Origin of the sequence: Winslowiella toletana (assembly GCF_017875465.1) — a bacterium.
Taxonomy (GTDB): Bacteria; Pseudomonadota; Gammaproteobacteria; order Enterobacterales; family Enterobacteriaceae; genus Erwinia; species Erwinia toletana.
In genome coordinates this window covers 2,107,141-2,132,401 of the sequence record NZ_JAGGMQ010000001.1, presented here as the reverse complement: position 1 = coordinate 2,132,401, position 25,261 = coordinate 2,107,141, and the positions used below count along the sequence as shown (strand labels likewise).

At 55.0% G+C, this 25,261-nt stretch carries 21 protein-coding genes; all 21 read left to right on the top strand.

The window, feature by feature from the left end; genetic code table 11:
* Positions 1–13: 13 nt before the first annotated feature.
* The 21 genes from J2125_RS09985 (at position 14) to tssH (ending at position 25,259) form a co-directional block, all read left to right on the top strand.
* Positions 14–1,252 carry a DotU family type VI secretion system protein gene (locus J2125_RS09985; protein ID WP_026111498.1) on the top strand — a complete coding sequence of 413 codons (1,239 nt, stop codon included), beginning with the start codon at positions 14–16 and terminating at the stop codon, positions 1,250–1,252.
* Positions 1,253–1,254: 2 nt separating this feature from the next.
* Positions 1,255–4,878 carry a type VI secretion system membrane subunit TssM gene (gene tssM, locus J2125_RS09980; RefSeq protein WP_017799574.1) on the top strand — a complete coding sequence of 1,208 codons (3,624 nt, stop codon included), beginning with the start codon at positions 1,255–1,257 and terminating at the stop codon, positions 4,876–4,878.
* A gap of 11 nt (positions 4,879–4,889) precedes the next feature.
* A complete protein-coding gene (gene tagF / locus J2125_RS09975) occupies positions 4,890–5,597 on the top strand; it encodes a type VI secretion system-associated protein TagF (RefSeq protein WP_017799573.1) in 708 nt (235 codons plus the stop codon).
* Positions 5,598–5,621: 24 nt separating this feature from the next.
* Positions 5,622–6,650 (top strand): type VI secretion system protein TssA, encoded by a 1,029-nt coding sequence (tssA, locus tag J2125_RS09970; RefSeq protein WP_017799572.1) that lies wholly within the window; start codon positions 5,622–5,624, stop codon positions 6,648–6,650.
* A gap of 73 nt (positions 6,651–6,723) precedes the next feature.
* Positions 6,724–7,257 carry a type VI secretion system contractile sheath small subunit gene (gene tssB / locus J2125_RS09965; protein ID WP_017799571.1) on the top strand — a complete coding sequence of 178 codons (534 nt, stop codon included), beginning with the start codon at positions 6,724–6,726 and terminating at the stop codon, positions 7,255–7,257.
* A gap of 3 nt (positions 7,258–7,260) precedes the next feature.
* A complete protein-coding gene (gene tssC, locus J2125_RS09960; RefSeq protein WP_017799570.1) occupies positions 7,261–8,760 on the top strand; it encodes a type VI secretion system contractile sheath large subunit in 1,500 nt (499 codons plus the stop codon).
* Between the two features lie 121 nt (positions 8,761–8,881).
* Positions 8,882–9,316, top strand: a complete 435-nt coding sequence (locus J2125_RS09955) for a T6SS amidase immunity protein Tai4 family protein (protein ID WP_026111497.1) — start codon at positions 8,882–8,884, stop codon at positions 9,314–9,316.
* 782 nt (positions 9,317–10,098) lie between these two features.
* Positions 10,099–10,581, top strand: a complete 483-nt coding sequence (locus J2125_RS09950) for an Hcp family type VI secretion system effector (protein WP_017799566.1) — start codon at positions 10,099–10,101, stop codon at positions 10,579–10,581.
* A 127-nt stretch (positions 10,582–10,708) separates the two neighbouring features.
* Positions 10,709–11,536, top strand: coding sequence for a peptidoglycan-binding protein (locus tag J2125_RS09945; RefSeq protein WP_017799565.1), 828 nt, complete (start codon positions 10,709–10,711; stop codon positions 11,534–11,536).
* A complete protein-coding gene (locus J2125_RS09940; RefSeq protein WP_017799564.1) occupies positions 11,533–12,345 on the top strand; it encodes a lysozyme inhibitor LprI family protein in 813 nt (270 codons plus the stop codon). The genes J2125_RS09945 and J2125_RS09940 overlap by 4 nt, the downstream gene beginning before the upstream one ends.
* 166 nt (positions 12,346–12,511) lie before the next feature.
* Entirely contained in the window at positions 12,512–13,396 is an 885-nt protein-coding gene (locus J2125_RS09935) for a peptidoglycan-binding protein (RefSeq protein ID WP_017799563.1), read from the top strand.
* A gap of 11 nt (positions 13,397–13,407) precedes the next feature.
* Positions 13,408–13,806, top strand: a complete 399-nt coding sequence (locus J2125_RS09930) for a lysozyme inhibitor LprI family protein (RefSeq protein WP_017799562.1) — start codon at positions 13,408–13,410, stop codon at positions 13,804–13,806.
* 74 nt (positions 13,807–13,880) lie between these two features.
* Entirely contained in the window at positions 13,881–14,279 is a 399-nt protein-coding gene (locus tag J2125_RS09925) for a lysozyme inhibitor LprI family protein (RefSeq protein WP_017799561.1), read from the top strand.
* 249 nt (positions 14,280–14,528) lie between these two features.
* Positions 14,529–16,451, top strand: coding sequence for a type VI secretion system-associated FHA domain protein TagH (gene tagH, locus J2125_RS09920; RefSeq protein WP_017799560.1), 1,923 nt, complete (start codon positions 14,529–14,531; stop codon positions 16,449–16,451).
* A complete protein-coding gene (locus J2125_RS09915) occupies positions 16,451–17,245 on the top strand; it encodes a PP2C family protein-serine/threonine phosphatase (RefSeq protein WP_026111496.1) in 795 nt (264 codons plus the stop codon). The genes tagH and J2125_RS09915 overlap by 1 nt, the downstream gene beginning before the upstream one ends.
* A 24-nt stretch (positions 17,246–17,269) precedes the next feature.
* On the top strand, positions 17,270–18,253 hold the full coding sequence (locus tag J2125_RS09910) for a hypothetical protein (RefSeq protein ID WP_017799558.1): 984 nt from the start codon (positions 17,270–17,272) through the stop codon (positions 18,251–18,253).
* A 23-nt stretch (positions 18,254–18,276) separates the two neighbouring features.
* Positions 18,277–19,101 carry a type VI secretion system accessory protein TagJ gene (locus J2125_RS09905; RefSeq protein ID WP_017799557.1) on the top strand — a complete coding sequence of 275 codons (825 nt, stop codon included), beginning with the start codon at positions 18,277–18,279 and terminating at the stop codon, positions 19,099–19,101.
* On the top strand, positions 19,094–19,663 hold the full coding sequence (tssE, locus tag J2125_RS09900; RefSeq protein ID WP_017799556.1) for a type VI secretion system baseplate subunit TssE: 570 nt from the start codon (positions 19,094–19,096) through the stop codon (positions 19,661–19,663). The genes J2125_RS09905 and tssE overlap by 8 nt, the downstream gene beginning before the upstream one ends.
* Positions 19,664–19,665: 2 nt before the next feature.
* Positions 19,666–21,534 (top strand): type VI secretion system baseplate subunit TssF, encoded by a 1,869-nt coding sequence (gene tssF, locus J2125_RS09895; protein ID WP_209499489.1) that lies wholly within the window; start codon positions 19,666–19,668, stop codon positions 21,532–21,534.
* Positions 21,531–22,583 (top strand): type VI secretion system baseplate subunit TssG, encoded by a 1,053-nt coding sequence (tssG, locus tag J2125_RS09890; RefSeq protein ID WP_017799554.1) that lies wholly within the window; start codon positions 21,531–21,533, stop codon positions 22,581–22,583. Before tssF ends, tssG begins: the two co-directional genes overlap by 4 nt.
* A gap of 54 nt (positions 22,584–22,637) precedes the next feature.
* Positions 22,638–25,259 carry a type VI secretion system ATPase TssH gene (gene tssH, locus J2125_RS09885; protein WP_017799553.1) on the top strand — a complete coding sequence of 874 codons (2,622 nt, stop codon included), beginning with the start codon at positions 22,638–22,640 and terminating at the stop codon, positions 25,257–25,259.
* Positions 25,260–25,261: the final 2 nt, after the last annotated feature.

Genomic DNA, 25,261 nt, shown 5'->3' with positions numbered 1-25,261 from the left:
GTGAGTGAAAATTATGCAGGAATTACAATCTGGCGGCAGAGAAGCCGGAATGGCGGGTGCATGGCGCGACAATGCACTGGTCGCTGCGGCCAACCCTTTGTTAAATGCCATCCCCCAAATTCGCCATTCGGTCAGCCATTCTGATCCTGCTGGTCTGCGTCAGCGTTTAATTGAAGAGATTCAGCGCTTTGAAGTGCGCAGCCAGAGCGCGGGTTTACCTTATGAAGCGATCGTCGGCGCACGTTACTGCCTCTGTACCGCGCTGGATGAAGCCGCCGCACTGACCCCGTGGGGCGGCAACAGCGTCTGGCCCAGCAGCGGTCTGCTGGTCACCTTCCATAATGAAACCTGGGGCGGCGAGAAGTTTTTCCAGCTGCTGGCCAAGCTGTCGCAGAAACCGCACGATCATCTGTTTCTGCTGGAGCTGATCTATTTCTGCCTGATGCTCGGGTTTGAAGGGCGTTATCGCGTGCTGGATAACGGTCGCTCACAGCTGGAAACCATCCGCCAGCGTCTGCTGCAGATGATTAATTCAGTACGCGGCGCTTACGCGCCGCCGCTTTCTCCTCATCCTTACGACCAGCCGACCCAGAAAAAACTGTGGCGTCCGGTGATCCCGCTCTGGGCCTGGACCGCTGTGGTGGGCTTTATGGCCTGTCTGCTCTATATCGGCCTCAGCTGGCGCTTAGGCTCTGCCACCACACCGGTGCTGGCGTCGATCTACCAGAGTTCGCTGCCGGAAGTCACGATCCAGAATCCGGCGCCGCGACCACCGGCAATCCTTGATTTGAAAAGCTTCCTGCGTCCGGAAATTGAACAGGGCCTGGTCTCGGTGCGTGATGAGGCGGATCAGAGCGTGGTGACGCTGAAAGGCGATGGCCTGTTCCCGTCCGCTTCCACCACGGTACGCGGTAATTACCAGCCGGTGATTGAGCGTATCGCCAAAGCAATGGATGGTGTCAGCGGCAAAATACTGGTGGCGGGTTACTCCGATAATCTGCCGATTCGCAGCGCACGTTTCGCCTCGAACTATGAACTGTCACTGGAACGCGCAGAGTCAGTACAGAAACTGCTGCAACAGCATCTGCGTCAGCCTGGCCGTGTTAAAGCTGAAGGGCGGGGCGACTCTAATCCGATTGCGCCGAATAATTCGGCCGAAAACCGTGCCCGCAACCGTCGTGTTGAAATCACTCTGCTGGTTGCGCCCTCTAATACTCAGGCGCAGCTAAACGGTCTGCAGCAAGGAAATTAAGGATGATGAATACGCTTTTTTCCATACTCTCCAGCCGTTTGCTTTGGGGTTTCCTCGGCATCACCGCGCTGTCGTTTATTATCTGGGTGGTAGGGCCGCTGTTTGCCATTAATGGCTCCAGCCCGTTAGAGCCGGAGATGAACCGCCAGATCAGTATTGGTCTGCTGTATCTGGTCTGGGGCTTCGGACAGGTGATCCCCCGCCTGCACAATGCCTGGCTGAACCGCAAACTGGTCAGCAGCCTGAGTAAGCAGGAGAGCGCCGACGGCGATACGCCGCTGCTGAATGATGAAGAACAGGTGCTGGCGCAACGCTTTAACGAAGCCTCACAGCTGCTGAGAAAAGCCCACTTCAGCGGCACCTCCGGGCGTAAAAAGCCCTCGTGGATGCGTCGCTTCAGCCGCCAGTATCTCTATCAGCTGCCGTGGTATGTGATTATTGGCGCGCCTGGCGCGGGCAAAACCACCGCGCTGGTTAACTCCGGACTGCATTTCCCGCTGGCGGATCGTTTTGGCAAGACCGCGCTACGCGGTATTGGCGGTACGCGTAACTGTGACTGGTGGTTTACCAATGAAGCGGTGCTGCTGGATACCGCCGGACGTTACACCACGCAGGAGAGTCAGCGTGAGCAAGATGCCAGCGAGTGGAACAAGTTTGTCTCACTGCTGAAAAAATATCGCGCCCGCCAGCCGGTTAACGGCGCGATTATCACCATCAGCGTCTCGGACCTGCTGACGCTGAGCGCGGAACAGCGCCGCCAGCAGGCCAGTGCACTGCGTCAGCGTTTGCTGGAACTGCATGAGCAACTGGGCATTCGTTTCCCGGTATATGTGCTGGTGACCAAAACCGATTTACTGCAAGGCTTTACCGCCTATTTTGACAGTTTCGATAAAGCCAAACGCGATCAGGTCTGGGGATTCACCTTCCCGTGGGCTGAACTGAAAAGCGGCAATTTCGATCTGCAGGTGGCGTTTGAGCATGAATATACCTTGCTGCAGCAGCGCCTTGACGCCGGTCTGGCCGATGTGATGCTGATGGAGCGTGATGGCAAGGCGCGTGCGGAAAGCTATCTGTTCCCGCAGGAGTTCGCAGCGCTGCGTCCGTTGCTGAGTGACTATCTGACACAGATTTTCGCTCATTCTGGTTTTGAGACGTCGTTATCTGCCCGCGGCATTTACTTCGCCAGCGGCACGCAGGAAGGCCAGCCGTTTGACAAAGTGATGGGCGAGCTTAATCGTGCGCTTAATCTGCCCGGCAATGACAGCGGCAATAAAGCCACTGAATGGGGCGACGGGCCACAACATCAGCAGGGCGGGCCAGTGCCGCCGGTGAAAGGACAAAGCTTCTTCCTGCGTGATGTGCTGGAAAATGTGGTGTTCCCGGAATCGGGTCTGGCGGGCAGTAACCGCTGGTGGGAACTGCGTAACCGCGCGGTGCTGTGGTCAGGTTATCTGCTGCTAAGCCTGGCGCTGGTGATTGCCGCCATCCTCTGGTTTATCAGTTACAACCATAACCGTAACTATCTGCAGGAAGTCTCCACTAAAGTGCCGACCGTAAACCAGCAAGGGCAGGCATTACAGGCCGGTAATCTCAGCGATCTGTTTGCATTGCTGCCTTATCTGAACAGTCTGCTGCATTTGCCGGAAAGCGAGCAGTTTGATATCAACAACCCGCCGCTCACCCGCCGTATGGGGCTGTATCGCGGCGGTGAAGTCAGTGACGCCACCAGCGCGCTGTATCAGAAGGCGCTGAAGCAGCTACTGCTGCCGCAGGTGGCGCAGCAAATCACCGGCTGGTTGCGCAATGATAACGGCAGTGACGCCGACTTCAGTTATGAAGCGCTGAAAGCCTATCAGATGCTGTATCAGCCAAAACACTATGACGGTAAGTTTATCCATACCTGGGTGATGTTAAATCTGCAGCGCACCCTGCCGCAGAACGTCACCCGCGAGCAACTGCGTCAGCTGGAATGGCATCTGTCCCAGCTGCTGGAAACGCAGATCCAGTCATCGCCTTATGCTAAAGATGACGGACTGATTGCCCGTGAACAGGCGCTGATTGCGCGCATGCCGTTATCCGACCGGGTGTATGGCCGCCTGAAGCGCCTGCTGGAACATGATGACAACCTGAAACCGGTTTCGCTGGCGGCTCTGGGAGGGCCGCAGAGTGAGCTGGTTTTTACCCGCAAAAGCGGCAAGCCGCTGAGTGAAGGAATCCCCGGTTTATATACCCCAGATGGCTACTGGAACAGTTTTGATAAGCAGATCGACAGCGTCACTGCGGCGCTGTATGCCGATGATGTCTGGGTGCTGGGCAGCGCCACCAGAGATGGTGATAAAGCCCAGACCGACAACGTGGTACGTCAGCTGTATATGGATGACTATATCCGTCAGTGGGATGGCTTGTTGCAGGATCTCGAGCTGAACAATATCGCCAACCTGTCACAGCGCATCAACAGTGCGCGCCTGCTCTCTGCCAGCAACTCGCCGCTGCGTCAGCTGGTCACTGGCATCAGTCGCTATCTGGTGCTGGAAAAGAGTGTGACGCCGCAGGAGCCGGGCAAAAAAGCGGACACCGACAACAGCGCCACCCGTACGCTGCGTTCACTGTTTGGTGCGCGCGACAGTAACAGCGCCGCTGAACCGCAAACGCCGGAACAGAAAGTCACGCAACATTATGCCCCGCTGCTGGAACTGGCGCAGCCGTTGCAGGAAGGCGGGAAGGTGATTGTATTTGATGATTTTCTCAAGCAGGTGGATGACCTTTATCGCTATCTGACCGCCGTACAGGATGCCGCTAACAGCGGGATGCCGGCGCCAAACGGTGAAGCGATTAGTCGTCTGCAGGCCAGCGCCGGTCGTCTGCCGGGTTCGCTGCAGGGCATGTTCTCCAGCCTGGCGGTTGGCGCCAGTGCCGATACTCAGCGCCGGGCGCTGGACAATATGCGCAAGCGGGTTGATGTGGAAGTCGGTGGTTTCTGCCGTCAGGCGATTGCCGGACGCTATCCGCTGGTGCGCAGTGCGCGCACCGAAGTGACGCCGGACGACCTGGCGCGGATGTTTGCGCCGGGCAGCGGACTGATGGACACCTTCTTCCGTGACAATCTGGCCGGAAAAGTCGACACCACCCAGGCGCGCTGGCGTATTGCGCCGGGCATTGACGGTAAAACCCTGCCGGGCGGCGAGAGTGTGTTGCGGCCGTTCCAGCAGGCACAGAGCATCCGTGATGCTTTCTTTGCCAATGGCGCCACCACGCCGTCATTCCGCGTCACCATCCGCACCGTGCGGATGGATAACGATATTCTGTCGATGACGCTGGATGTGGATGGTCAGTTGCTGCGTTACAGTCACGGCCCGCAGGCTCAGCAACTTATGAGCTGGCCAGGCAGTGGCGGCACCAATCAGGTACGCCTGTCGCTGGGACTGGCCAACGGCACCACCTCGACGCTGGTGACCAACGGCCCCTGGGCGCTTAATCGACTGTTCGATCAGGCGCGACAGACTGCTGGCAGCGGCAGTCTGAGTCGTCAGGCGACCTTCTCGCTGGATGGCCATCAGGTCACACTGGAGTTTACTCCCAACAGTATTCGCAACCCGTTTCAGCTTCCCGGGTTCTCTTGCCCTTAAAGGACATCACCATGAGTCACTACCCTGCAATTGGCTGGTACGGGAAGTTGCCCAGCGCCGGCGATTTTTTGCAGCGCCGCTTTCCGGAGGTGCTGAAGAATCAATGGGGACACTGGTTTCAGGTAGGACTGCTTAACTGGCAGAACGCGACGGAGCGGCAGGAGGTCAGCCGCCCGTTCGGTCATGCGCCGATCTGGAATTTTGTCGTACCACCGATGCTCGGTAGTCAGCTGGTGCAGATGGGTTGCCTGATGCCGGGGCGCGACAGCGTCGGCCGGCACTATCCCATCTGCGCGCAACGATTTTTTTCGCCGCAGCACTGGTCTGACAAAATCTTACCTGCCTCAGGCGAGTGGTATCGTCAGCTGGGCGGCACCCTGCATCATGCGGTACGCAACGGTTACTCCGCCGAGCAACTGGACAGTGTGCTGCTGGGGCTGCCGCCGCTGGCTGAGCCAGCAGCAGAAACCACCTCTGATATTCTGGATATCATTGGTCGCGAAGCGCAGGAGTGCACCCTGAGCTGGCAGCAGGTTTCCGACTGCTTCTCGCCGCAACACTACACCAGTTTCTGGTGGACTAACCAGAGTGACGGTTACCCGTTATATACCCATGTGCATAGCGGAAACTTTACCGGTCAGCTATTTTCACTGCTGTTTGACCCCGCCGGGGGCGCGCGACCGGGCCGTAACGGTCTCTACCCGCCGATGTTTAACTAAATTGTCTGATGCACAGGTAATCCGATGAATACAGATACCTTACTGGATCCGGTAAGCAGCGATTCACCCTGCGGGGAGAATCTGGAATATGACGCTGACTTTATGGCGATGGATCAGGCCAGTCAGGGCAAAGCGGAACAGCAGTTCGGCGACACGATTATCCCGGCTGAACCGGCTGACTGGAACAAAGTGGAGAAGCTGGCCACCGGTCTGCTGACGCGCACCAAAGATCTGCGCGTGATGATGGCGCTGACGCGGGCCTGGACCCAGCTGAAAGGCCTGCCGGGCTACGCCAGCGGCCTGCATCTGATTAACCAGTCGCTGCAGAACTACTGGGACGGACTGTTTCCTGAGCTGTGGTACGACGGTGAAGCCGATCCCTTTTTCCGCATTAATGCGCTGGCGGAACTCGGCGACAACTCCAGCCTGACCGCCGCGGTACGTCAGTCGGCGCTGTTACGCAGCGCGGCCGATGCCATCACCCTGCGTGATGCTGCGGCGCTGCTGGATGGCAGTAAAGCGGGCGTGATCGATTATCCTGGTGGCCGTACCCGGCTGATGGATGAGCTGGCGCAGGGCGGCATGCCTGGTGTCGAAGCGGTGCCGCAGATTGTGGCGTCACTGGAAACATTACGCAGCTTCCTGACCGAAAAACTGAGTGGCAGCGGCGTGCCGGAGATGACGCAGCTGCTGCGCACTCTGCAACTGGTGACGCAGGTGAGTCAGACCACCGATGTGACCTCGCTGATCCCGACATTGTCAGACGACGCGGCCAGTCAGCCTGAAGCCAGCGCCGCTCCGGCTGTCAGCAGTAAAAGCCGTCAGCCGCAACAGGACTGGCGCAGCGTAAATCTCGCCTCGCGCGATGATGCCCAGCTGATGCTGGAAAAGGTTAAACAGTACTTTGCTCAGCACGAGCCCAGCCATCCGGCGCCCCTGATGATTGAGCGTGTCCAGCGCATGGTTGCAATGGACTTTATGGAAATAATTCGTGATCTGGCCCCGGATGGCGTCCATCAGCTGGAAACTATTTTCGGCCGTCGTGACAACTAACCCCTGAAATCAGGCTGTATGGAGCGATTCCGCCACAGCTAATTTTTCACCGTGTAATCCCCTGGAGAATACCATGGCAGGAAATAAATCCCGCAGCGGGCAGAAATTTATCGCCCGCAATCGCGCACCCCGCGTGCAGATTGAATACGACGTCGAAGTCTATGGCGCCGAACGCAAAATTCAGCTTCCTTTTGTAATGGGCGTGATGGCCGATCTGGTCGGTAAGCCGGTGGAAAACCAGCCAGCCGTGGATGAGCGCAAGTTCCTCGAAATTGATATCGACAATTTCGACGAGCGCATGAAATCGCTGAAACCGCGCGTGGCGTTTAATGCTGAAAATACCCTGACCGGCGAAGGCCGTCTGAATGTCGATCTGACATTTAACAGCATTGAAGACTTCTCGCCGGATGCGGTTGCCCGCAATGTCGAGCCACTGCGCAACCTGCTGGAAGCGCGTACCCAGCTGGCTAACCTGCTGACCTATATGGACGGTAAAAACGGCGCGGAAGAGCTGATTAATAAAATCCTGCAGGATCCCACTCTGCTGAAATCCCTGTCCCATCTGCCGAAAGGCGATGAGCAGCCAACTAAATCTGACGAGGAGTAAGCAATGAGCCAATCTTCTCAACAGCAGCAACCACAGAATGCACCGGCTTATAGCGAAGATGAATTCAGTGCGCTGCTAAATAAAGAGTTCCGGCCGAAAACCGATCAGGCGCGCAGTGCGGTAGAAAGCGCGGTGAAAACGCTGGCGCAGCAGGCGCTGGAAAATACCGTTACCGTCTCTGATGATGCTTACCGCACCATTCAGGCGCTGATCGGTGAAATTGATGAAAAGCTGTCAAAACAGGTGAACCAGATTATTCACCATGATGAGTTTCAGAAGCTGGAAGGTGCATGGCGTGGTCTGCATCATCTGGTGAATAACACTGAAACCGACGAGATGCTGAAAATCCGCTTTATGAGCATCTCTAAGCAGGAGCTGGGCCGTACCCTGAAGCGTTATAAAGGCGTCGGCTGGGATCAAAGCCCGCTGTTTAAGAAGATCTATGAAGAAGAGTACGGCCAGTTTGGTGGCGAGCCGTTTGGCTGCCTGGTGGGCGATTACTACTTCGATCACAGCCCGCAGGATGTGGAGATGCTGGCCGAGCTGGCGCGTATCGGCGCTGCCGCTCACTGTCCGTTTATCGCCGGTACTTCACCGAGCGTGATGCAGATGGAATCCTGGCAGGAGCTGGCCAATCCGCGCGATCTGACCAAAATCTTCCAGAACTCCGAATATGCGGCATGGCGTAGCCTGCGCGAATCGGAAGATGCCCGCTATCTGGGGCTGGTGATGCCGCGGTTCCTGTCGCGTCTGCCTTATGGTATCCGCACCAACCCGGTCGACAGCTTTGATTTTGAAGAAGAGACCGATGGCGCTAACCATAGCAACTACACCTGGACCAACGCCGCTTATGCGATGGCAACCAATATCAACCGCTCATTTAAAGAGTATGGCTGGTGTACCTCGATTCGCGGTGTGGAATCTGGCGGTGCGGTAGAAAACCTGCCATGCCACACTTTCCCGAGCGACGACGGCGGTGTGGATATGAAATGTCCGACCGAAATCGCCATCAGTGACCGCCGCGAGGCCGAGCTGGCGCAGAATGGCTTTATGCCGCTGGTGCATCGCAAAAACTCTGACTTTGCCGCCTTTATTGGCGCACAGTCACTGCAAAAACCTGCGGAGTACTACGATGCGGATGCCACGGCCAATGCCCGTCTGGCGGCGCGTCTGCCATACCTGTTCGCCTGCTGCCGTTTCGCGCATTACCTGAAGTGTATTGTGCGTGACAAAATCGGTTCCTTCCGTGAGCGCGACGAGATGGAGCGCTGGCTGAATGACTGGGTGATGAACTATGTGGATGGCGATCCGGCCAACTCCTCGCAGGAAACCAAATCACGTAAGCCGCTGGCGGCTGCCGAGGTGCAGGTGGAAGAGATTGAGGACAACCCGGGTTACTACACCGCTAAGTTCTTCCTGCGTCCGCACTATCAGCTGGAAGGCCTGACCGTTTCTCTGCGTCTGGTCTCCAAACTGCCATCGCTGAAGTCCAGCGAAGTGTAATCACTGGCGGCGTTCTGTCCCTTCCCCCGTTTCGGGGGAAGGTCAGGATGGGGGAGCAAATCGGCACGGCAGCCAATATTTGCTCCCCCACCCCAGCTCCGGCGAATTTTTGGATTTTGCCATGATAAACAAACAGTCGAGTTTGCTGATTGCTACTTTAGTTATGTCTGTTTCTGTTCAGGCAAAAGATGATGCCGATCCAGTGGGGTTTATTAAGTCAATGCCATACCATCAGGTCGTCAGAGAATTAGCCCTGTCGCGTTGCCTGGCCCAGATTTCGACAGAGGATAAAGCTTTTTCGCTCGACGCTGCGCGTACCGCAAACGCACTGAGAGAATGGATCCCACTTAATATGGAAAATGGCGACAGCAAAATCAACAAGTTGATTGATGCTTATAAAGATCGTGTAAATCCTTCGCATAGTGAAATCAGCAACGCCAGTAAAGGACCCACCCTTAACTGTCTGCGTATGTATCACAGTAAGCAACTGGCAACGTTATCCCATCAGGTTATTGTTGGCGATGCTACCAGAACCTGGTATCAGGATAACCCCTGAGCAGGTGGTTGAATCGAGAATCATAAGGATATGTAGGTGATGACAATCAATAAATTACCACTATTTGTCTCATTACTGTTATTTTCCGGCTTAGTGCGGGCGGAATACACAGTATCTTTTTCCGGTGAAAAATATCACGCCGAAATTAAGTTTCTCTGCGATGAGGGTAATGTCAGTTGTGATAAAGTGTCACTGAAGTCAGTCAGTCTTAAAAATGGCAGTGCGATAAAACTGAACGGAAAACGGTAAACACAAATTGTCCTGATGTTTGTGATTTTCAGGGTTATGTTTTTTCGAATGGAAAGTACCTTTACTCATTTTATCCCAACACAGAAAGAGACGGGTTTTGGGATTATATCGTCACTGAAAATGATAAAGTTATTTCTCATGATATTGGCAGGATGAAATAAAATAGCAATCATTCAATGTTAGTGTAAATTTCATCCTTTGCTAATGGCCACCATTAATGGTGGATAAAATATAATCTTTCCTCAATTGAGTCTCCTGTAGCGTCAGATGTTTCGAATTTTCACAAATAAAGCCCGGCCATTTACTGGTCTTGTGTTTATTCGCCTCATCTGATTTGGATATTTCAGATATTGAGGCAAGCTGGCGGGTTGGTATTATTAACGCGCCAGTAATCCTGGTTAGCTTATTTAAGGTAATCAGGTTGAGGCAGAGGTAAAATATGGATGGTTTTATTAAGCCCCATGCTTTCCTGTTTGCCATACCGATGCTTTTCTCCGAAAGCAACAATGTTAACTAAACAAGAGTAGATAACTATGGCTATTGATATGTATTTGAAGGTTGACGGTGTAACGGGTGAATCTAAAGATTCTAATCACACCGGATGGATTGATATCAATTCTTTCTCCTGGGGCGCTTCACAGCCAGGCAATATGTCAGTGGGCGGCGGCGGCGGTGCCGGTAAAGTAAACTTTAACGACCTGAGCGTTAACGCCAAAATCGATAAAGCGGTTACGGCTATTCTGAAAAACTGCGCAAGCGGTAAGCACCTGACCAAAGTTGAAGTGTCTGTCGCTAAAGCTGGCGGTACGCAGGTTGAATATACCCGCATTACCCTGGAAGACGTGCTGGTAACTTCTGTGCAGTTCGTGGGTTCAGAACACGACGACACCCTGGGCGTAACCTACGCATTCCAGGCATCTAAAGTGAAACAGCAGTACTGGGAGCAGAGCTCTTCCGGTGGTAAAGGCGCAGAAACCAGCGCTGGCTGGGACATCAAAGGCAACAAAGAAGCGTAATAATGCAAATCCCCCCGTAATGGGGGGATTTTAATATTATTCACATGATCTATTTTTCTAAATCGTTATCAGAGTATATATAATGTGCAATTAACCGTTTGAACTAACGATATAAAAAGGATTTAATATGATGTTGCTAAGGAAAGGCGACCGCGGTGAAGCTGTCAAAGAATTACAGGAAATGCTGAAGGCGAAGGGAATTAATGTTATTCCCGATCGTATTTTCGGCTACAGAACAGAATTAGCTGTAAAACAATATCAGGCAAGAAATGGTTTATACCCTGATGGTATTGTCGGTAGAAAGACTTTTATCAGCCTGGGCAAGCGAGTGCAGACACGCGCGCCTCAGCCGCCAATTGGAGGCGTTGCCGGACGCCAGCATGCAGGTGTGATGAACCTTTCTGAATCTGGGATAGCGTTTTTGTTTCGCCGCGAGGCTGCTCCCGGTATTAGTTGTTATCTTCATTTTCCTGGCGGTTCAAGTGGTGTCACGCTTGGCCCCGGCTACGATATGAAACACAGAACAACTTCTGAAATAAAAGAAAGAATGATATCTCTTGGGCTGGATATTAATACTGCAGAACAAATAAGTAAGGCATCTGGGGTATCTGGTATTCCTGCAAGGACATTTGCTGAAAACAATCATGCACTTGTAAAACTTTCGGCATCCCAGGAAATTGAGCTACTTAAACTTACTGTTCCGAATTATATTCGATCGGTAAAAAATAGAATATTTGTAAACCTTACGCAGTATGAATTTGACGCACTGGTTTCGTTCGCTTATAACCCCGCATCAAGTCTTGATGCAGTCTGTTCTTTTATCAATCAAGGAAGGATTTCAGACGCTATGGATTTGATTAAACGCATTGTTTTGTCTGGCGGAAGTAAAAGTAAAGGATTAATAAACCGAAGAAGATATGAAGTTGATCTTTATTTAAAAGGAATTTACGGATGAAAAATAAACTTCAGTTTCTCATGGCGGCTATGTTTATCATTGGACTGTATTCTCATGGTGCTAAATCAGCGATAAAAGATACCGGTCTTGAGAGCAAGCTCTGGCAGGTACAAAAAGTAAAAATTTATGATTATGCTCAGAGGAGACTCTATTATCAGCGTAACGATGATCGTCTGGTAGGGCGTTTTATTCAGTTTAGTGATAATGGTATTACAAGTGGCTATCCCTTTTTTATCGATTGCCAACAGCCTGCTTACTCTATTAGCAATCAATCAGTCGAAGATTTTATTGGCAAGACCGTAGGTGCTGGAAACTCGGCCAGTGCAGAAGACTATGACCTGAAAGACATAGCCGACCACAATATTAAGCTGATTGATGTGCAATGTAAGACAGGTTACTTTGCCGGAGGGGATGGTGTGCCAACCTCTGTGGCGATGATTTCCCCAACCGAAATTTTAATGAACTGGGCCGATGGTACCGTTCTGCAATTACAGGCAGTCCAGAAGGAAAATATTAAACCTTCGTTTAATTGTGAAAAAGCATCTACGCCTGCTGAAAAAACGATTTGTTCAAACTATCAACTCGCAGCCTGGGATACGAGTGTTAATCATTCATATCAGACGACCCGAAAAATGGCTAAAGAGATAGGCGGTAATGATATTTTAAAACAAATTGAAGGCAGCCAAAAGATCTGGCTAAAAAGTCGAGATACCTGCACCAGTGATCAGCAGTGCTTACAACAAAGCATGAGCGACCGACTTGAGACGCTGGCGAATATTCTAAATGAACCGACATCTGTTCCCTATTAAAAAACAGACTCGATTTTGATGCAGGAGTGCTGATAATTGCCATGCCAGTAATCAATATACTGGCACATTCTGGTTATCACCGGGCTTCTCTGAATTAAAGTGTTTTCTTGCATGAAATAGTATTAAATCGCTTGCAAAAGATATTAATAATAAATGAGGAAATAAAATGAGTATCTTAGGTTCAGTGGGGTTGGGTGGTAAAAACCAATACGGTGATGTGAAAAAAGTTCAGCAGCTATTACAGCGCAACGGTTTTCCGCAAATTCGTGATGACGGCCGGATTGGCCCGAAAACCATTCAGGCGATTAAAGATTTTCAGGGTCGCTTTATGCGCGCCGATGGCATCGTGGATGTGAATGGCAAAACTTATACTCATCTGTTCCGTGGAACTGCACCGGGTCGCCCACCCGCCAGTGCTGCGCCTGCTGCACCGATCGATAATCATCCTTCCTCCGGTACGCTGACCGTCAGCGCCGGACAAGTAACCTTTGATGCTGAAGGCAAAGATATACCTAACAAAGCCTTCTTTAGCCGTTATATCCACTGGCCGGGCAATGCCAAATCAGGGGTTACCCTTGGACGTGGCTATGATATGGGTGAACGTAGCGAGGCCAGCGTTTACAATCAGCTGGTGCAGGCAGGCATACCGGCGCATCAGGCTACTCTGCTGTCCAAAGGTGCAGGAAAAAAAGGCGAGCAGGCCAACCAGTTCGTTATCCATAACCGCAACAGTACCGGAACCATCAGTCACCAGCAGCAGGTTCGGTTGTTTGAACTGATCTACCCGGATTACGTTCAGCGCGCCCGCAGCAATTATGACAACTGGACCGGGCAATATCCTGAACGTACACAATGGGATAGTTTAAAGCCGGTGATTCGCGATATTCTGGTGGACTTTGTTTATCAGGGCTTTACCAAAGGTGAGCCACCGATGAAAGCAGGCATGACTAACGATGTGGATACGCTGATTTATTATATAGAACACAGTGCTACCATGATGAGTTATGAAGCTGGTCGTAACCGGGCTGGTTACTTAAAGAAAAACCGTTAACAGGGCGTGTTATGAAGAAAATTTTAATCGCTGCCGCAATGCTTGCTGGCATGGGTCTCAGTACATCGGTTTGGGCTGCGGATTGTTCCAGTCCTGACGTCAGCGCGCAGATCGACAGTTGTGCAAAGCAGGGTAAAGAAGCGGCGGAGCAGGCGTTAAATAAAGCCTGGACCGAGGCCAAAGCTCGTATCACTACGGCTTATAAGGCTGATGATAAACTGCAAAAAACCTATCAGCAGAACCTGCTTGATTCGCAGCGTGGCTGGCTGAAGTACCGTGACAATCAGTGCAAGATGCAGGCCTTCCTCGCCGAAGAGGGCACCCCTGCTTATGACACACTGACCAACAACTGTATCAGCCAGATCAACCAGCAGCGCGTTGAGCAGTTAAAGCAGATCCCTTATCAGTGATAACACGCTGAAATGCATGACGACAGCAAGCAGCTTTGCTGTCGTCAGCCAGCCAACGGGATACAGGAATTTTTATGAAGTTGGGTTATGGATGCATAGTGACCGTATTAGCACTTAGCGTAAGTGCTTCGGCTTTTGCCGAAGATATTTGCTCTAATGAGCCTTCCGATGGTGCGCTTTATCAATGTACAGTGCAGCAGAAAAAACTGGCGGAAAATGATCTCAATAAAGAATACGCGGTTGCCAAAAAACGTATTGTGCAGATGTATGGGGCGCAGAAGCAGTTGGCCGATGAATACGTCGCCACCGTTGTCGATACTCAGCGCAGCTGGCTTAAATATCGTGACGGTCAGTGTAAGCTGGAAGCATTTGCCGCAGAAGAAGGCAGTAATGCTAATGCGGTTGCTGTGAATCTGTGTATCATTCGTATCGATAAAGAGCGTACCGAAATGATCAGGCAGATGCCGTACTGATCATCGAACAGATTATAAATGGCTAATTAATGACTTCTGCTATCAGAACGCTTAATTAGCCATATTAGAGATGTACCGCGCAATTAAAAGAAATCCCTTACGACGCTTAATTACTTATTCTGAAATTAAACACTACTAAATGAAAGGTAACTTTTATGTTGCCTGTCTATCTTCAGTGCCTGTATCGCGCGCGCCTTAAATAAGACGCGCGCGATACAGACACCGAATATACCTAAGCAGGAACCCGTTATGCGATTTACGATAATAACGAACAAACCTGGCCATCAGCCGCCGCAAACCAGCTGTGATTTTTTACCGCCAGGCGGCACCATTGGTCGTGGAGCTGATAATAATCTGGTATTGCCGGATGATAACCGCACTATCTCCCGCCTGCAGGCGATTGTGCATATTGCCGCCAGTGGCGAATGCCGGATTACCAATCGCGGCAATGTGACGCTGGTGCTACTGAACGATATTCCGCTGGAGCGTGGCCGCCAGGTTGAGCTACAGGATGGCGACGTGCTGGGCATTGATGAATACCAGCTGGTGGTCAATGAAATCGGCAGTCAGCCGCGCCCGGCGCAACCGGTCGCCACACCGCGACCTGCGCCGCAGCCGACCGCTCAGCCCCAGGCAGCGCCGCCGGTGCCGCCGCAACCACAGCCGCCGGTGCAGCAGGCAGTCGCGCCAGCCGCAGCCGCAGAGGGTAAACCCGCCGCGATCCCGACCGAAATCTGGGACAGCCTGGTGCAGGAGTTTTCCATTTCCGACAGCCTCTCCGCCACGCGTAAAAATCCGCTGGCGTCAGAGAGCATTGAGCATATCAATCCGCTGATGGCTTCGCCGTCGCCGGAGCGCAACCCGGATGATCCGCTGGCGCAGCTGCTGGCCAGCGATGACGCGCTGAAAGCCAGACAAAGCAACGATCCCAACGATCTGTTTGGCGGTGACGGGCTGTTTGATGGTGAAAGCATTCTGGATGACCGCTCGCCATCCACACTGGCAAAGCAGTCACTGACGCCGGAACCGGAGCAGTACAAAGCTGAACCGCAGCAGGATCCGCTGGCGTTATTCGGTGGCCATGAAGCAGGCGCCAGCAGCACCATCAGTCAGGATGATCCGCTGGGCCTGATGATGAGCGGCGCTAAGCCGTTGACCGCCCCGGAAAGCAGCCTGCCAGCCGCAGAGGCACCAAAGGTAGCGCCGGAACCGCCGCCGGTTTACACCCCGGAACCGCCACCGATTCCTGATGCGCAACCGCCGGTCAGCCATGCAGCGGAAACAACGCCGCCGCCAGCCGCCAGCGCAGAAACATCGCCGGAGCTGGCGGATCTGGAAGCTTCACCGCTGTTTGCTGAGTTGCCTTCTAACCAGGATATCAGTGAAACCTCCAGCGTCGATTACAGCGGGATTACGCTGCCGACACCGCAGGCAGTCGCGCGCAATCCGGCGCCGCCGCCGAAAGGACGTTTACGTATCGATCCGGTGGATTATCGCAGCGCGCCGCAGGCAAAACGCACCGCCAGCACGCCACCCCCGGCGGGCAATGGCACTTCGCTGGAAGGCGAACTGTTGCAGTCACTGATCGACGGCATGGGACTTAACGATCTGCAACCGGTGCCGCAGTTCGATAAAGCGCAGATGTATCAGTTAGGCCAGATGCTGAGTATGTTCTCGCAGGGCACGGTCGCGCTGCTCTCCTCGCGTTCGATTCTGAAGCGCGGTGTTAAAGCCGAAATGACCGTGATCCTCGATGAAGCCAATAACCCGTTTAAGCTGTTGCCTTCGGGTAAATCGGTATTAATGCAGATGTACGGCAGCCGTATGCCGGGCTTTATGGCTCCGAGCCAGTCAGTGCGCGATGCGCTGATCGACTTGCAGGCTCACCAGCTCGGCATGATTGCCGGGATCCGCGCGATTATCGCCTCGATGTTGCAGTCGTTTAACCCGGAGCAGCTGGAAGCTGAAGCGCGCGAAGAGGGGATTACCTCGCGCATCGGTTTTTCCAGCAGCCGCAAGGCCGCGCTCTGGGAGCACTTCACTCAGCGCTATAAAGAGACCGCTGGCGAAATCGAAGACGACTTCCATACCCTGTTTGGCGAAGCCTTCCTGCACGCCTACGACATGGAAGTTAACCAGTATAAAGACTCTCAGAACCGATCGGACAAATGATAAATATCAATATTGCCTCGATATCGAAGCAGGGCGACCGCGCCAGTAACCAGGATCAGACTGGTGAAAGCGTCGGTGAGCGCTCTGCCTGCTTTGTGGTTTGTGACGGCGTTGCTGGCTTTCCCGGTGGCGATGTGGCGGCGAAGCTTGCCCGCGACACCATTCTGGACAGTTTCGACGCCGATCAGCACCTCAATGCCCAGCGTATCCGCGACTTTGTCGGCGAAGCCAATACGGCGATTCGTCAGGCACAGCAGGAGACGCCGACCTTTCACCGCATGGGCACCACGCTGGTTGGCCTGTTTATCGACCGCGATTACCAGCTGGCCTACTGGACACATGCTGGCGACAGCCGTCTCTATCAGTTCCGCCGTGGCTATGTGCGGGAAATGACCACCGACCACAGTCTGGTGCAGCAGATGACCGATGCCGGACACTCCGCTGAAGGCATTAACAGCAATCTGCTCTATTTTGCCCTCGGTATGGGTGATGAGGAGCGCGACGCCAGCTACAGCGACGTGGTGCCGATCGAAGATGGCGATGTCTTCCTGCTCTGCACTGATGGCTTCTGGCATGGTGTGGCCGCGCGCCAGATGGAGCAATCGCTGCATATGGTCAATACGCCGGATGAGTGGCTGACCCTGATGCAGCAAATTATCGATAACCAGCCACGCCAGCCGGGAGAAAAGCAGGATAACTACAGTGCCCTCGCGGTCTGGGTTGGATCGCCCCAGGACACCACACTGCTGCATTCACTGGCTGAGGCGGCGCAATTTTTTCCCCCTCGGGACTAAACACAGCTTTGCGCAAGGAACCCTATGAAATACTGGCTATCGGGCGTTTTAGCCCTCTGCATGGCGGGCAGTGCCGCCGCCCAAAACTTCCAACTGGTTTACTCTCCCACTCTGAAGCTGGAAATCTGGATCGACAATGTAAAAAATAAAAACGCCTCAAGCTGGTGCGCCAGAGATGTTCCGCTGCGCATTGTCTCGCGTGAGAGCAAAGATCCCGACGTATTGCAGGCGTTCCTGCCGCGCGTCGGTGGCCTGATGAGTTCTGAATGTAGTTCACTGCGCAGTCTGCAGTGGCAGATGAATGACAGCGCAGGCAACGCACTGGCCGCAGGCAGCGCGCAAAAGGCCAATAACTGGGAGGTGGAGATCACCCCGCCGCCAGCGCCAGAAGCACCGGCTGTTCCGGCGGATGAAACGGCGGCGGCAACACCAGCGCCGACGCCGGAAGAGTTATCACCGGCTGCCGATACCACGCCATGGTTACAGTTCAGCCTGATTAATGGTTGCCACTTCCGCACCTGGTGGAACGATGCCAGTCAGACCTCGGCGCTGTTTGTGCCGGGTAAAGCCGGGATGAAATGTACCGATGATGGCTGGCTGCATGGGCAGAGCACGATGACCCGCAGCGAAAACGGCGCGACCAAAACCACCCGCGTCACCTTTGTCAGCGGTTTCCCGGTTGAAGGGCTGAAAAAGAGCGATGACGCGCTGCGTATCACCACCGTAAACAACGAACGTATGGTGCTGCGTAATGATAAGTCGCCGCAGAGCTGGCTGATTCTGCCATGGCAGCCGCAGAGCAATAGCTGGAGCGCAAACGGCGTGATCGCGGTACAGATGACGCCGCAGGAAGCCAGTGACGACGATGTGTTAAAAGCGCGGATTAACGAAGTGCGTAAAAGCTGGGGCAGCTATCTGAACAGCGACAAGCAACCCGTCGGACTGGTACAGGCGCTCTCTCCGCAGTTAAAAGATCCCGCAGCAGGTGCTTTCCGCACCCTGAAGTAACCGACGCCCTCTGAGGAGCCATGATGCATTCATTTTCACAACTGATGGACGGACAATCGCTGGCTGAGGCGTTAAGCGCGGTGGAAAACCGCATTCGCGCTGAGCCGGCCAATGCCGATCATCGTGCGGCGCTGGTACAACTGCTGTGCCTGAATGGTCAGTGGCTGCGCGCCCGTGCGCAGATGAAATCCTGGCTGGCGCTCAAGCCACAGGCGCAGCCGACCATAACGCTGCTGGATCAGTGTATCGCGGCGGAAATCACCCGTGCGGCGGTATTCGCCGGTGAAGCCGCGCCGCGTCTGCCGGGCGAAGGTGCGGAGTGGGTCAGCGATCTGCATCAGGCGCTGGTCGCGGAACGTCAGGGTGACAGCGCGCGCGCCGCCACGCTGCGTGCGGCGGCACTTGATAGCGCGCCACTGAGTCCGGCGCAGCTCTTTCTGCAGGACGACGAGCAGGGGCAGGCGGTGGAGTGGTTAACCGATGGTGATGGCCGTCTCGGACCGGTGTGTGAAATGGCGGTCAACGGCCAGTACTACTGGCTGCCTTTTGCCCTGATCAGCGAGATGCAGTTCCAGCCTCCGGCCAGCGTTACCGATCTGGTCTGGCGTCATACGCTGGTGCAGCTGGTGGATGGCAGCGAACAGGTCTGCCAGATCCCGCTGCGTTATCCGTTTGATGAGCAGGCATCTGATGCGGTGCGGCTGGCAAAAGTCACCGAATGGCACAGTGATGACGAGCTGACCTTTACCGGCAGCGGCCAGAAAGCCTGGCTGGATGCGGAACAGCAGTATCCGTTGCTGAATCTGACGCGTCTGGTATTCGACGCAGCGGAGTCCGGCGATGAGTGACTCTTTTAATGCTTACGGCCACGATCTGCTTCACGGCGGTTTTCGCCAGCGCAGCAAAAAAGAGAGCCTCAGTGCCCGCGATAAACTGCAACCGTCGCTGCTGGACCGTCTGACCGACGATGCGCCGCATAAAACCAGCGAAGCGGCGCATAACACCCTGATTTCCCACACCACCCTGCGGCGTAATGTGCTGCGTGATTTGCAGTGGCTGTTTAACTGCATCAACAGCGAAGCGATTTACGACCTTGATGGCTATGACGAAGTGCGGCGCTCGGTGCTTAATTTTGGCGTGGTGCCGCTGTCGGGTAAACGTATGTCCGACATTGAGTGGGGCGATATTCAGCGCAAACTCACCGACGCCATTTTGCATTTTGAGCCACGTATTCTGCCGCAGGGATTGCAGGTGCGCTGTATTTCGGAACTGAAATCTCTCGATCTGCACAACGTGCTGTCGATTGAGATTAAAGGGCGACTGTGGTGCGTGCCTTATCCGCTGGAGTTTCTGTTCCGCACCGATGTGGATCTGGAAAACGGGCATTTTAAGCTGGAAGACATAGGCTAATTATGGACAGCAAACTTCTCGACTACTACAACCGTGAACTGGCGTATCTGCGCGAAATGGGCGCCGAGTTTGCCCTGCGCTATCCAAAAGTCGCGGGACGTCTGGGAATGCGCGGCATAGAAGTGGCCGATCCCTACACTGAGCGGCTGATGGAGGGCTTTGCCTTTCTGACTTCGCGCGTGCAGTTAAAAATGGATGCCGAGTTTCCGCGCTTTTCCCAGCGTCTGCTGGAGATGATTGCGCCGAACTATCTGGCGCCGACGCCTTCCATGGCGATCGCCGAGCTGCATCCGGACAGCAGCAAGGGCGATATCCGCAACGGCTTTAATGTGCCGCGCGGCACGATGATGGACAGTCTGACGCTGAAAAAAAGCGGCGTCACCTGTAGCTACACCACTGCGCAGGATGTGATGTTGCAGCCGATCCGTATTCAGCAGGTGGAGCTGGGCGGTGTACCGGCTGATGCGCCGCTGAACCAGCTGGGTCTGGGCCAGCGCGGTGCCGCCAGTGCGCTGCGTATTCGTATCGCCTGTGACGAAGCGGTGCTGCTTAACCATCTTAGTTTCGATAATCTGACCTTCTTTCTCAGTGGCCCGGATATTCAGGCGACAAAGCTGCTTGAGCTGATTATGGCGCACGGCGTTGGTCAGTTCTGCCAGACGGTGGAGAAACAGCCGCAGCGCATAACGCTGGCGGATGATGCACTGCGCCACGAAGGTTTCGCTGCCGACCAGGCATTGTTGCCGGAAGATATGCGCAACTTTGACGGTTATCGCCTGCTGCATGAATATTTTGCCTTCCCGCAGCGCTTTCAGTTTTTCAGTCTGCATGGCCTGCGTCCGCTGCTGGCGCGCAGCCCGACAGCGCGCGAATTTGAAATCGTGGTGCTGCTGGATAAAAGCGAACCGGCGCTGGAACGGGTGGTGGATGTCTCGCATATGGCGCTGCACTGCACCCCGGTGATCAACCTGTTCCCGCGAGTGGCCGAGCGGCAGAAGCTGAATGAAGGCCAGTTTGAATATCATCTGGTGGTGGACAATATCCGCCCGCTGGATTACGAAGTGTTCTCGGTCAGTAAGCTGTATGCCAGCGGCGGCAAGCAGGAACAGGTTTTCCGCCCGTTCTGGAGCACCTACGGCAGTGACGATGGCAACTACGGCGCCTATTTTTCCCTGCGCCGTGAGCAGCGTACCCTGTCCGAACAGGCGCAACGCTATGGCACCCGCACGGGATATGTCGGTTCGGAAGTGTTTCTCACCCTGGTGGATGAGAAGCAGTCGCCATGGAGCGATGAGCTGACCCACTTTACTACCGATGTGCTCTGCACCAGCCGCGATCTGCCACTGATGCTGATTCAGCAGGGGCAGGCGAACTTCGTGATGCCGGATTCGATTCCGGTGAAGCAGCTGACCCTGCGTAAAGACCCGACCCCGCCGCGTCCGTCGCTGGCGGAAGGACTGAATACCTGGCGGCTGGTCAGTCATCTGCAGATGAACTATCTCAGCCTGATGGAACAGGATCAGGGCAAAGGCAGCGGCGCATTGCGTCAGATGTTAGGTCTGTACGCCAATCTCGCCGAAGCGCCGATTGCCCGTCAGATTGAGGGCATCCGCCACTGCCAGCTGCGCGCGGTAAACCGCCGGGTGCCGGAACCGGGTCCGATTGTGTTTGCGCGCGGCGTCGGCATTGATCTGAAAGTGGACGAGCAGGCCTTTTCCGGCAGCAGCCCGTGGTTAATGGGCAGCGTGCTGGAACGTGTCTTCTCCCGTCTGGTATCGATGAACAGTTTTACTGAGATGTCGCTTTCCAGCCAGCAGCGTGGTGATATCGGCTGGTGGGCGCCACGTATGGGTAAAAGGACGTTGTTATGAGTCTGGAAACCAGCGAACCTCTGCAAATCCGGCAGTTACATCGTCTGCCTGCCGATTTCTGGCCACAGCGCAACGCGACGCCCTGGCGGTTTGACCTGTTTCAGCTGTTGCGTCGTCTCGATGCGCAGGCCGGACAGCGCTACCTGCTGGGCCGCGCGCCGCAGCCGCGACATGAACCGCTGCGCATCGGCCAGCAACCTTCGCTGGCATTTGCCCCTTCAACGCTGGCTGAGGTCAGACCGCGTGAAGGCAGCGAGCTGCATGATGTCAGCATTCTCAGCTTCGGCCTGTTTGGGCCGAACGGGCCGCTGCCTCTGCATATGACCGAGTACGCGCGCGACCGTGTTTATCATCATCAGGACAGCAGCCTTACTGCCTTTGCCGACCTGTTTCACCACCGGCTGACGCTGTTGCTGTATCGCGCCTGGGCCGATGCGCAGCCCACCGTTTCCCTCGACCGTCCCGGCGAACGCCCGTTTGAACACTATCTCGCCAGTCTGATTGGTATGGGGCAACCCGCCCAGCTGGAGCGCGGCAGTCTCAGCCCCCATGCGCGTTTTGCCGCGGCAGGGCATCTTAGCCGCCAGGCGCGTGATGCTGAGGGGCTGGAGAAGATATTACGCCTCTATTTTCAGGTGCCGGTGACGGTGGTGCAGAACGTACCGCAGTGGATGGCGATTGATAAGCGTGAGCAGGCGCGGCTGAAAAGCGGGCGTGGTATGCCGCGTCTGGGTGAGTCGGCGTTTCTCGGAGTAGCGGTGCGCGATGTGCAGCATAAAGTGCGTGTCGAACTCGGGCCGCTGTCGCTGGAAGTCTATAACCAGTTTCTGCCTGGTGAGCCGAAAGCCACTCAGCTGCGTGACTGGCTGCGACAATATTTCGGTATCGAGTTTTGCTGGGAGGTGCGCTTACTGCTTGCCTGCGATCAGGTGCAGGGTAGCCGACTCGGCGCAGCGCAGCGGCTGGGTTACAGCAGCTGGCTGGGTACGCAACCACAGCCGCAGGCGCGCGGCGATTTAACCTTTAGCCCGGAAACCGAATTTAGTTAATCCCCGTTTTTCTTCCGTTTTTTTTCTTCAGACCACACGCAAACGAGAATAATTATGTCAGAAATCAGCCGTGCCGTTCTGTTCGGTAAACTCGATACCCTGTTGTTCCGCTCACTGGAGAGCGCGACCTCCTTCTGTAAGCTGCGCGGTAACCCCTACGTAGAGCTGGCGCACTGGCTTCATCAACTGCTGCAACATCAGGATGGCGATCTGCAACTGCTTATCCGTCACTTTTCACTGGATGAAGCGGCGTTAACCCAGGATGTAGTCACTGCGCTGGATCGTCTGCCGCGTGGCGCCAGTGCGGTCGCCGATCTCTCTGAGCATATCGACAGCGCGGTTGAACGCGCCTGGGTCTATGGCTCGCTGAAATTTTCCAGCGGCAAAATCCGCGGCGGCCATCTGCTGCTCGGCCTGCTGAATACCTTTAATCTGGCCAGCGTGCTGAAAAGCATCTCCCCGCAGTTTACGCGCATCAATGCCGCGCTGCTGGCGGAGCAGTTCGATGCGATTCTCTCCGGCAGCAGCGAAGCGCAGCAGATGGCAGCGCTTGCTGATGACGTCGCTGAAGGCGTGCCGCAGGCAGCAAAAGGCACGCTGGCGCAGTATGCGCAGGATCTCACCGCGCGGGCGCGCGACGGTAAAATTGATCCGGTGGTTGGCCGTGACGACGAGATCCGCCAGATGGTGGATATTCTGATGCGTCGTCGGCAGAACAACCCGCTGCTGACCGGTGAAGCGGGCGTCGGTAAAACCGCGGTAGTGGAAGGTCTGGCGCTGCGCATTGCTGCTGGCGATGTGCCGCCGCCATTGCAGGACGTTCAGTTGTGGCTGCTGGATCTCGGTCTGCTGCAGGCCGGCGCCGGGATGAAAGGCGAGTTTGAGGCGCGTCTGCAAGGGCTGATTAATGAAGTGCAGTCCAGCCCAACGCCGATCATTCTGTTTATCGATGAAATTCACACCCTGGTGGGCGCGGGCGGTCAGCAGGGCACCGGCGACGCCGCCAATATGATGAAACCGGCGCTGGCGCGCGGTCAGCTGCGTACGATTGGCGCCACCACCTGGGCGGAATATAAGAAGTATATCGAGAAGGATCCGGCGCTGACCCGTCGTTTCCAGACGGTGCAGATTCAGGAGCCGGACGAAGAGAAAGCGACGCTGATGCTGCGCAGCACCGTCAGCCCGCTGGAGAAACACCATCGCGTGCTGCTGCTGGATGAAGCGGTCAGCGCGGCGGTGCGTCTGTCGCACCGTTATATTCCGGCGCGTCAGCTGCCGGATAAAGCGGTGGCGCTGCTGGATACCGCCTGCGCGCGCGTCGCGGTCAGCCAGAGCGCCCGTCCGGCGCAGCTGGAAGATTGCTGCCACCGTATTGATGCGCTGGATGTCGAACTGGAGATCGCTGGTCGCGAAGCGCGGGTTGGTCTGAATAATGCTGAGCGTGTCGCCCAGCTACAGGCGCAGCGCGCGCTGCTGGATGAAGAGCGCCAGGCGCTGGAAGCTCGCTGGGAGCAGGAGCGGGTACAGGTTGATGCGATTATCGCCCTGCGCGCGCAGCTGCATGATACTGAAGACGAAGCGGATATTGTCACGCTGAAAAGCGAACTCGAAGCCTGTCAGCAGACGTTAAAAACCTTGCAGGGCGAAGCGCCGCTGCTGTTTGCGGCGGTGGATGCCAATGTAGTCGCGACGGTGGTTTCCGACTGGACTGGCATCCCGCTGGGCCGGATGGTGAAAAACGAAATTGATGCGGTACTGCAGCTGGCCGACACCCTGAATACGCGGGTAATTGGTCAGCGTCACGGACTGGAGATGATTGCCCGTCGCGTACAGACTTCACGCGCGCGTCTGGACGATCCGAACAAACCGGTCGGGGTATTTATGCTGTGTGGTCCGTCTGGCGTCGGTAAAACCGAAACCGCGCTGGCGCTGGCGGAAACTCTGTACGGTGGTGAGCAGAATATTATCACCATCAATATGAGCGAATTCCAGGAGGCGCACACCGTCTCCACCCTGAAAGGCGCGCCTCCGGGCTATGTCGGTTACGGTGAAGGTGGCGTACTGACCGAAGCGGTGCGTCGTCGTCCTTACAGCGTGGTGCTGCTGGATGAGATTGAAAAAGCGCATCCGGATGTTCATGAAATCTTCTTCCAGGTGTTTGATAAAGGCTGGATGGAAGATGGCGAAGGACGCCTGATCGATTTCCGCAACACCCTGATTATTCTCACCTCGAATGTCGGAACCCAGTTAATCAGCGGCTTGTGTGCCGATCCGGAACTGATGCCGGAACCTGAGGCGCTGGCTACCGCGCTGCGCGCGCCGCTGCTGGAAGTGTTCCCGCCTGCGCTGCTGGGCCGTCTGCTGGTGGTGCCGTACTATCCGTTAAGCGATGCGATGCTGGCGATGATTGTACAGCTGCAACTGGGACGTGTTGAACGTCGCCTGCTGGAAAACCACAACATTGTGGCCCGCTTTGATGATGAGGTGATTGCGCAGATTGTTAAACGTTGCACGGAAGTCGAATCCGGCGGTCGTATGGTCGACGCCATTTTAACCAATACCCTGCTGCCGCAGATGAGCCAGATTTTACTGTCGGCCTCGGCACGCGATGAGAAATTCCGCCAGCTACATGTCACCCTGCAGCAGGGCGAGTTTCACTGTCAGTTTGAGGCATGATG

What these genes read in the sequence shown, in the direction of transcription:
- J2125_RS09985 (WP_026111498.1), top strand. Translation starts at nt 14, where the DNA reads ATGCAGGAATTACAATCTGGCGGCAGAGAAGCCGGAATGGCGGGTGCA.
- tssM (WP_017799574.1), top strand. Translation starts at nt 1,255, where the DNA reads ATGATGAATACGCTTTTTTCCATACTCTCCAGCCGTTTGCTTTGGGGT.
- tagF (WP_017799573.1), top strand. Translation starts at nt 4,890, where the DNA reads ATGAGTCACTACCCTGCAATTGGCTGGTACGGGAAGTTGCCCAGCGCC.
- tssA (WP_017799572.1), top strand. Translation starts at nt 5,622, where the DNA reads ATGAATACAGATACCTTACTGGATCCGGTAAGCAGCGATTCACCCTGC.
- tssB (WP_017799571.1), top strand. Translation starts at nt 6,724, where the DNA reads ATGGCAGGAAATAAATCCCGCAGCGGGCAGAAATTTATCGCCCGCAAT.
- tssC (WP_017799570.1), top strand. Translation starts at nt 7,261, where the DNA reads ATGAGCCAATCTTCTCAACAGCAGCAACCACAGAATGCACCGGCTTAT.
- J2125_RS09955 (WP_026111497.1), top strand. Translation starts at nt 8,882, where the DNA reads ATGATAAACAAACAGTCGAGTTTGCTGATTGCTACTTTAGTTATGTCT.
- J2125_RS09950 (WP_017799566.1), top strand. Translation starts at nt 10,099, where the DNA reads ATGGCTATTGATATGTATTTGAAGGTTGACGGTGTAACGGGTGAATCT.
- J2125_RS09945 (WP_017799565.1), top strand. Translation starts at nt 10,709, where the DNA reads ATGATGTTGCTAAGGAAAGGCGACCGCGGTGAAGCTGTCAAAGAATTA.
- J2125_RS09940 (WP_017799564.1), top strand. Translation starts at nt 11,533, where the DNA reads ATGAAAAATAAACTTCAGTTTCTCATGGCGGCTATGTTTATCATTGGA.
- J2125_RS09935 (WP_017799563.1), top strand. Translation starts at nt 12,512, where the DNA reads ATGAGTATCTTAGGTTCAGTGGGGTTGGGTGGTAAAAACCAATACGGT.
- J2125_RS09930 (WP_017799562.1), top strand. Translation starts at nt 13,408, where the DNA reads ATGAAGAAAATTTTAATCGCTGCCGCAATGCTTGCTGGCATGGGTCTC.
- J2125_RS09925 (WP_017799561.1), top strand. Translation starts at nt 13,881, where the DNA reads ATGAAGTTGGGTTATGGATGCATAGTGACCGTATTAGCACTTAGCGTA.
- tagH (WP_017799560.1), top strand. Translation starts at nt 14,529, where the DNA reads ATGCGATTTACGATAATAACGAACAAACCTGGCCATCAGCCGCCGCAA.
- J2125_RS09910 (WP_017799558.1), top strand. Translation starts at nt 17,270, where the DNA reads ATGAAATACTGGCTATCGGGCGTTTTAGCCCTCTGCATGGCGGGCAGT.
- J2125_RS09905 (WP_017799557.1), top strand. Translation starts at nt 18,277, where the DNA reads ATGCATTCATTTTCACAACTGATGGACGGACAATCGCTGGCTGAGGCG.
- tssE (WP_017799556.1), top strand. Translation starts at nt 19,094, where the DNA reads ATGAGTGACTCTTTTAATGCTTACGGCCACGATCTGCTTCACGGCGGT.
- tssF (WP_209499489.1), top strand. Translation starts at nt 19,666, where the DNA reads ATGGACAGCAAACTTCTCGACTACTACAACCGTGAACTGGCGTATCTG.
- tssG (WP_017799554.1), top strand. Translation starts at nt 21,531, where the DNA reads ATGAGTCTGGAAACCAGCGAACCTCTGCAAATCCGGCAGTTACATCGT.
- tssH (WP_017799553.1), top strand. Translation starts at nt 22,638, where the DNA reads ATGTCAGAAATCAGCCGTGCCGTTCTGTTCGGTAAACTCGATACCCTG.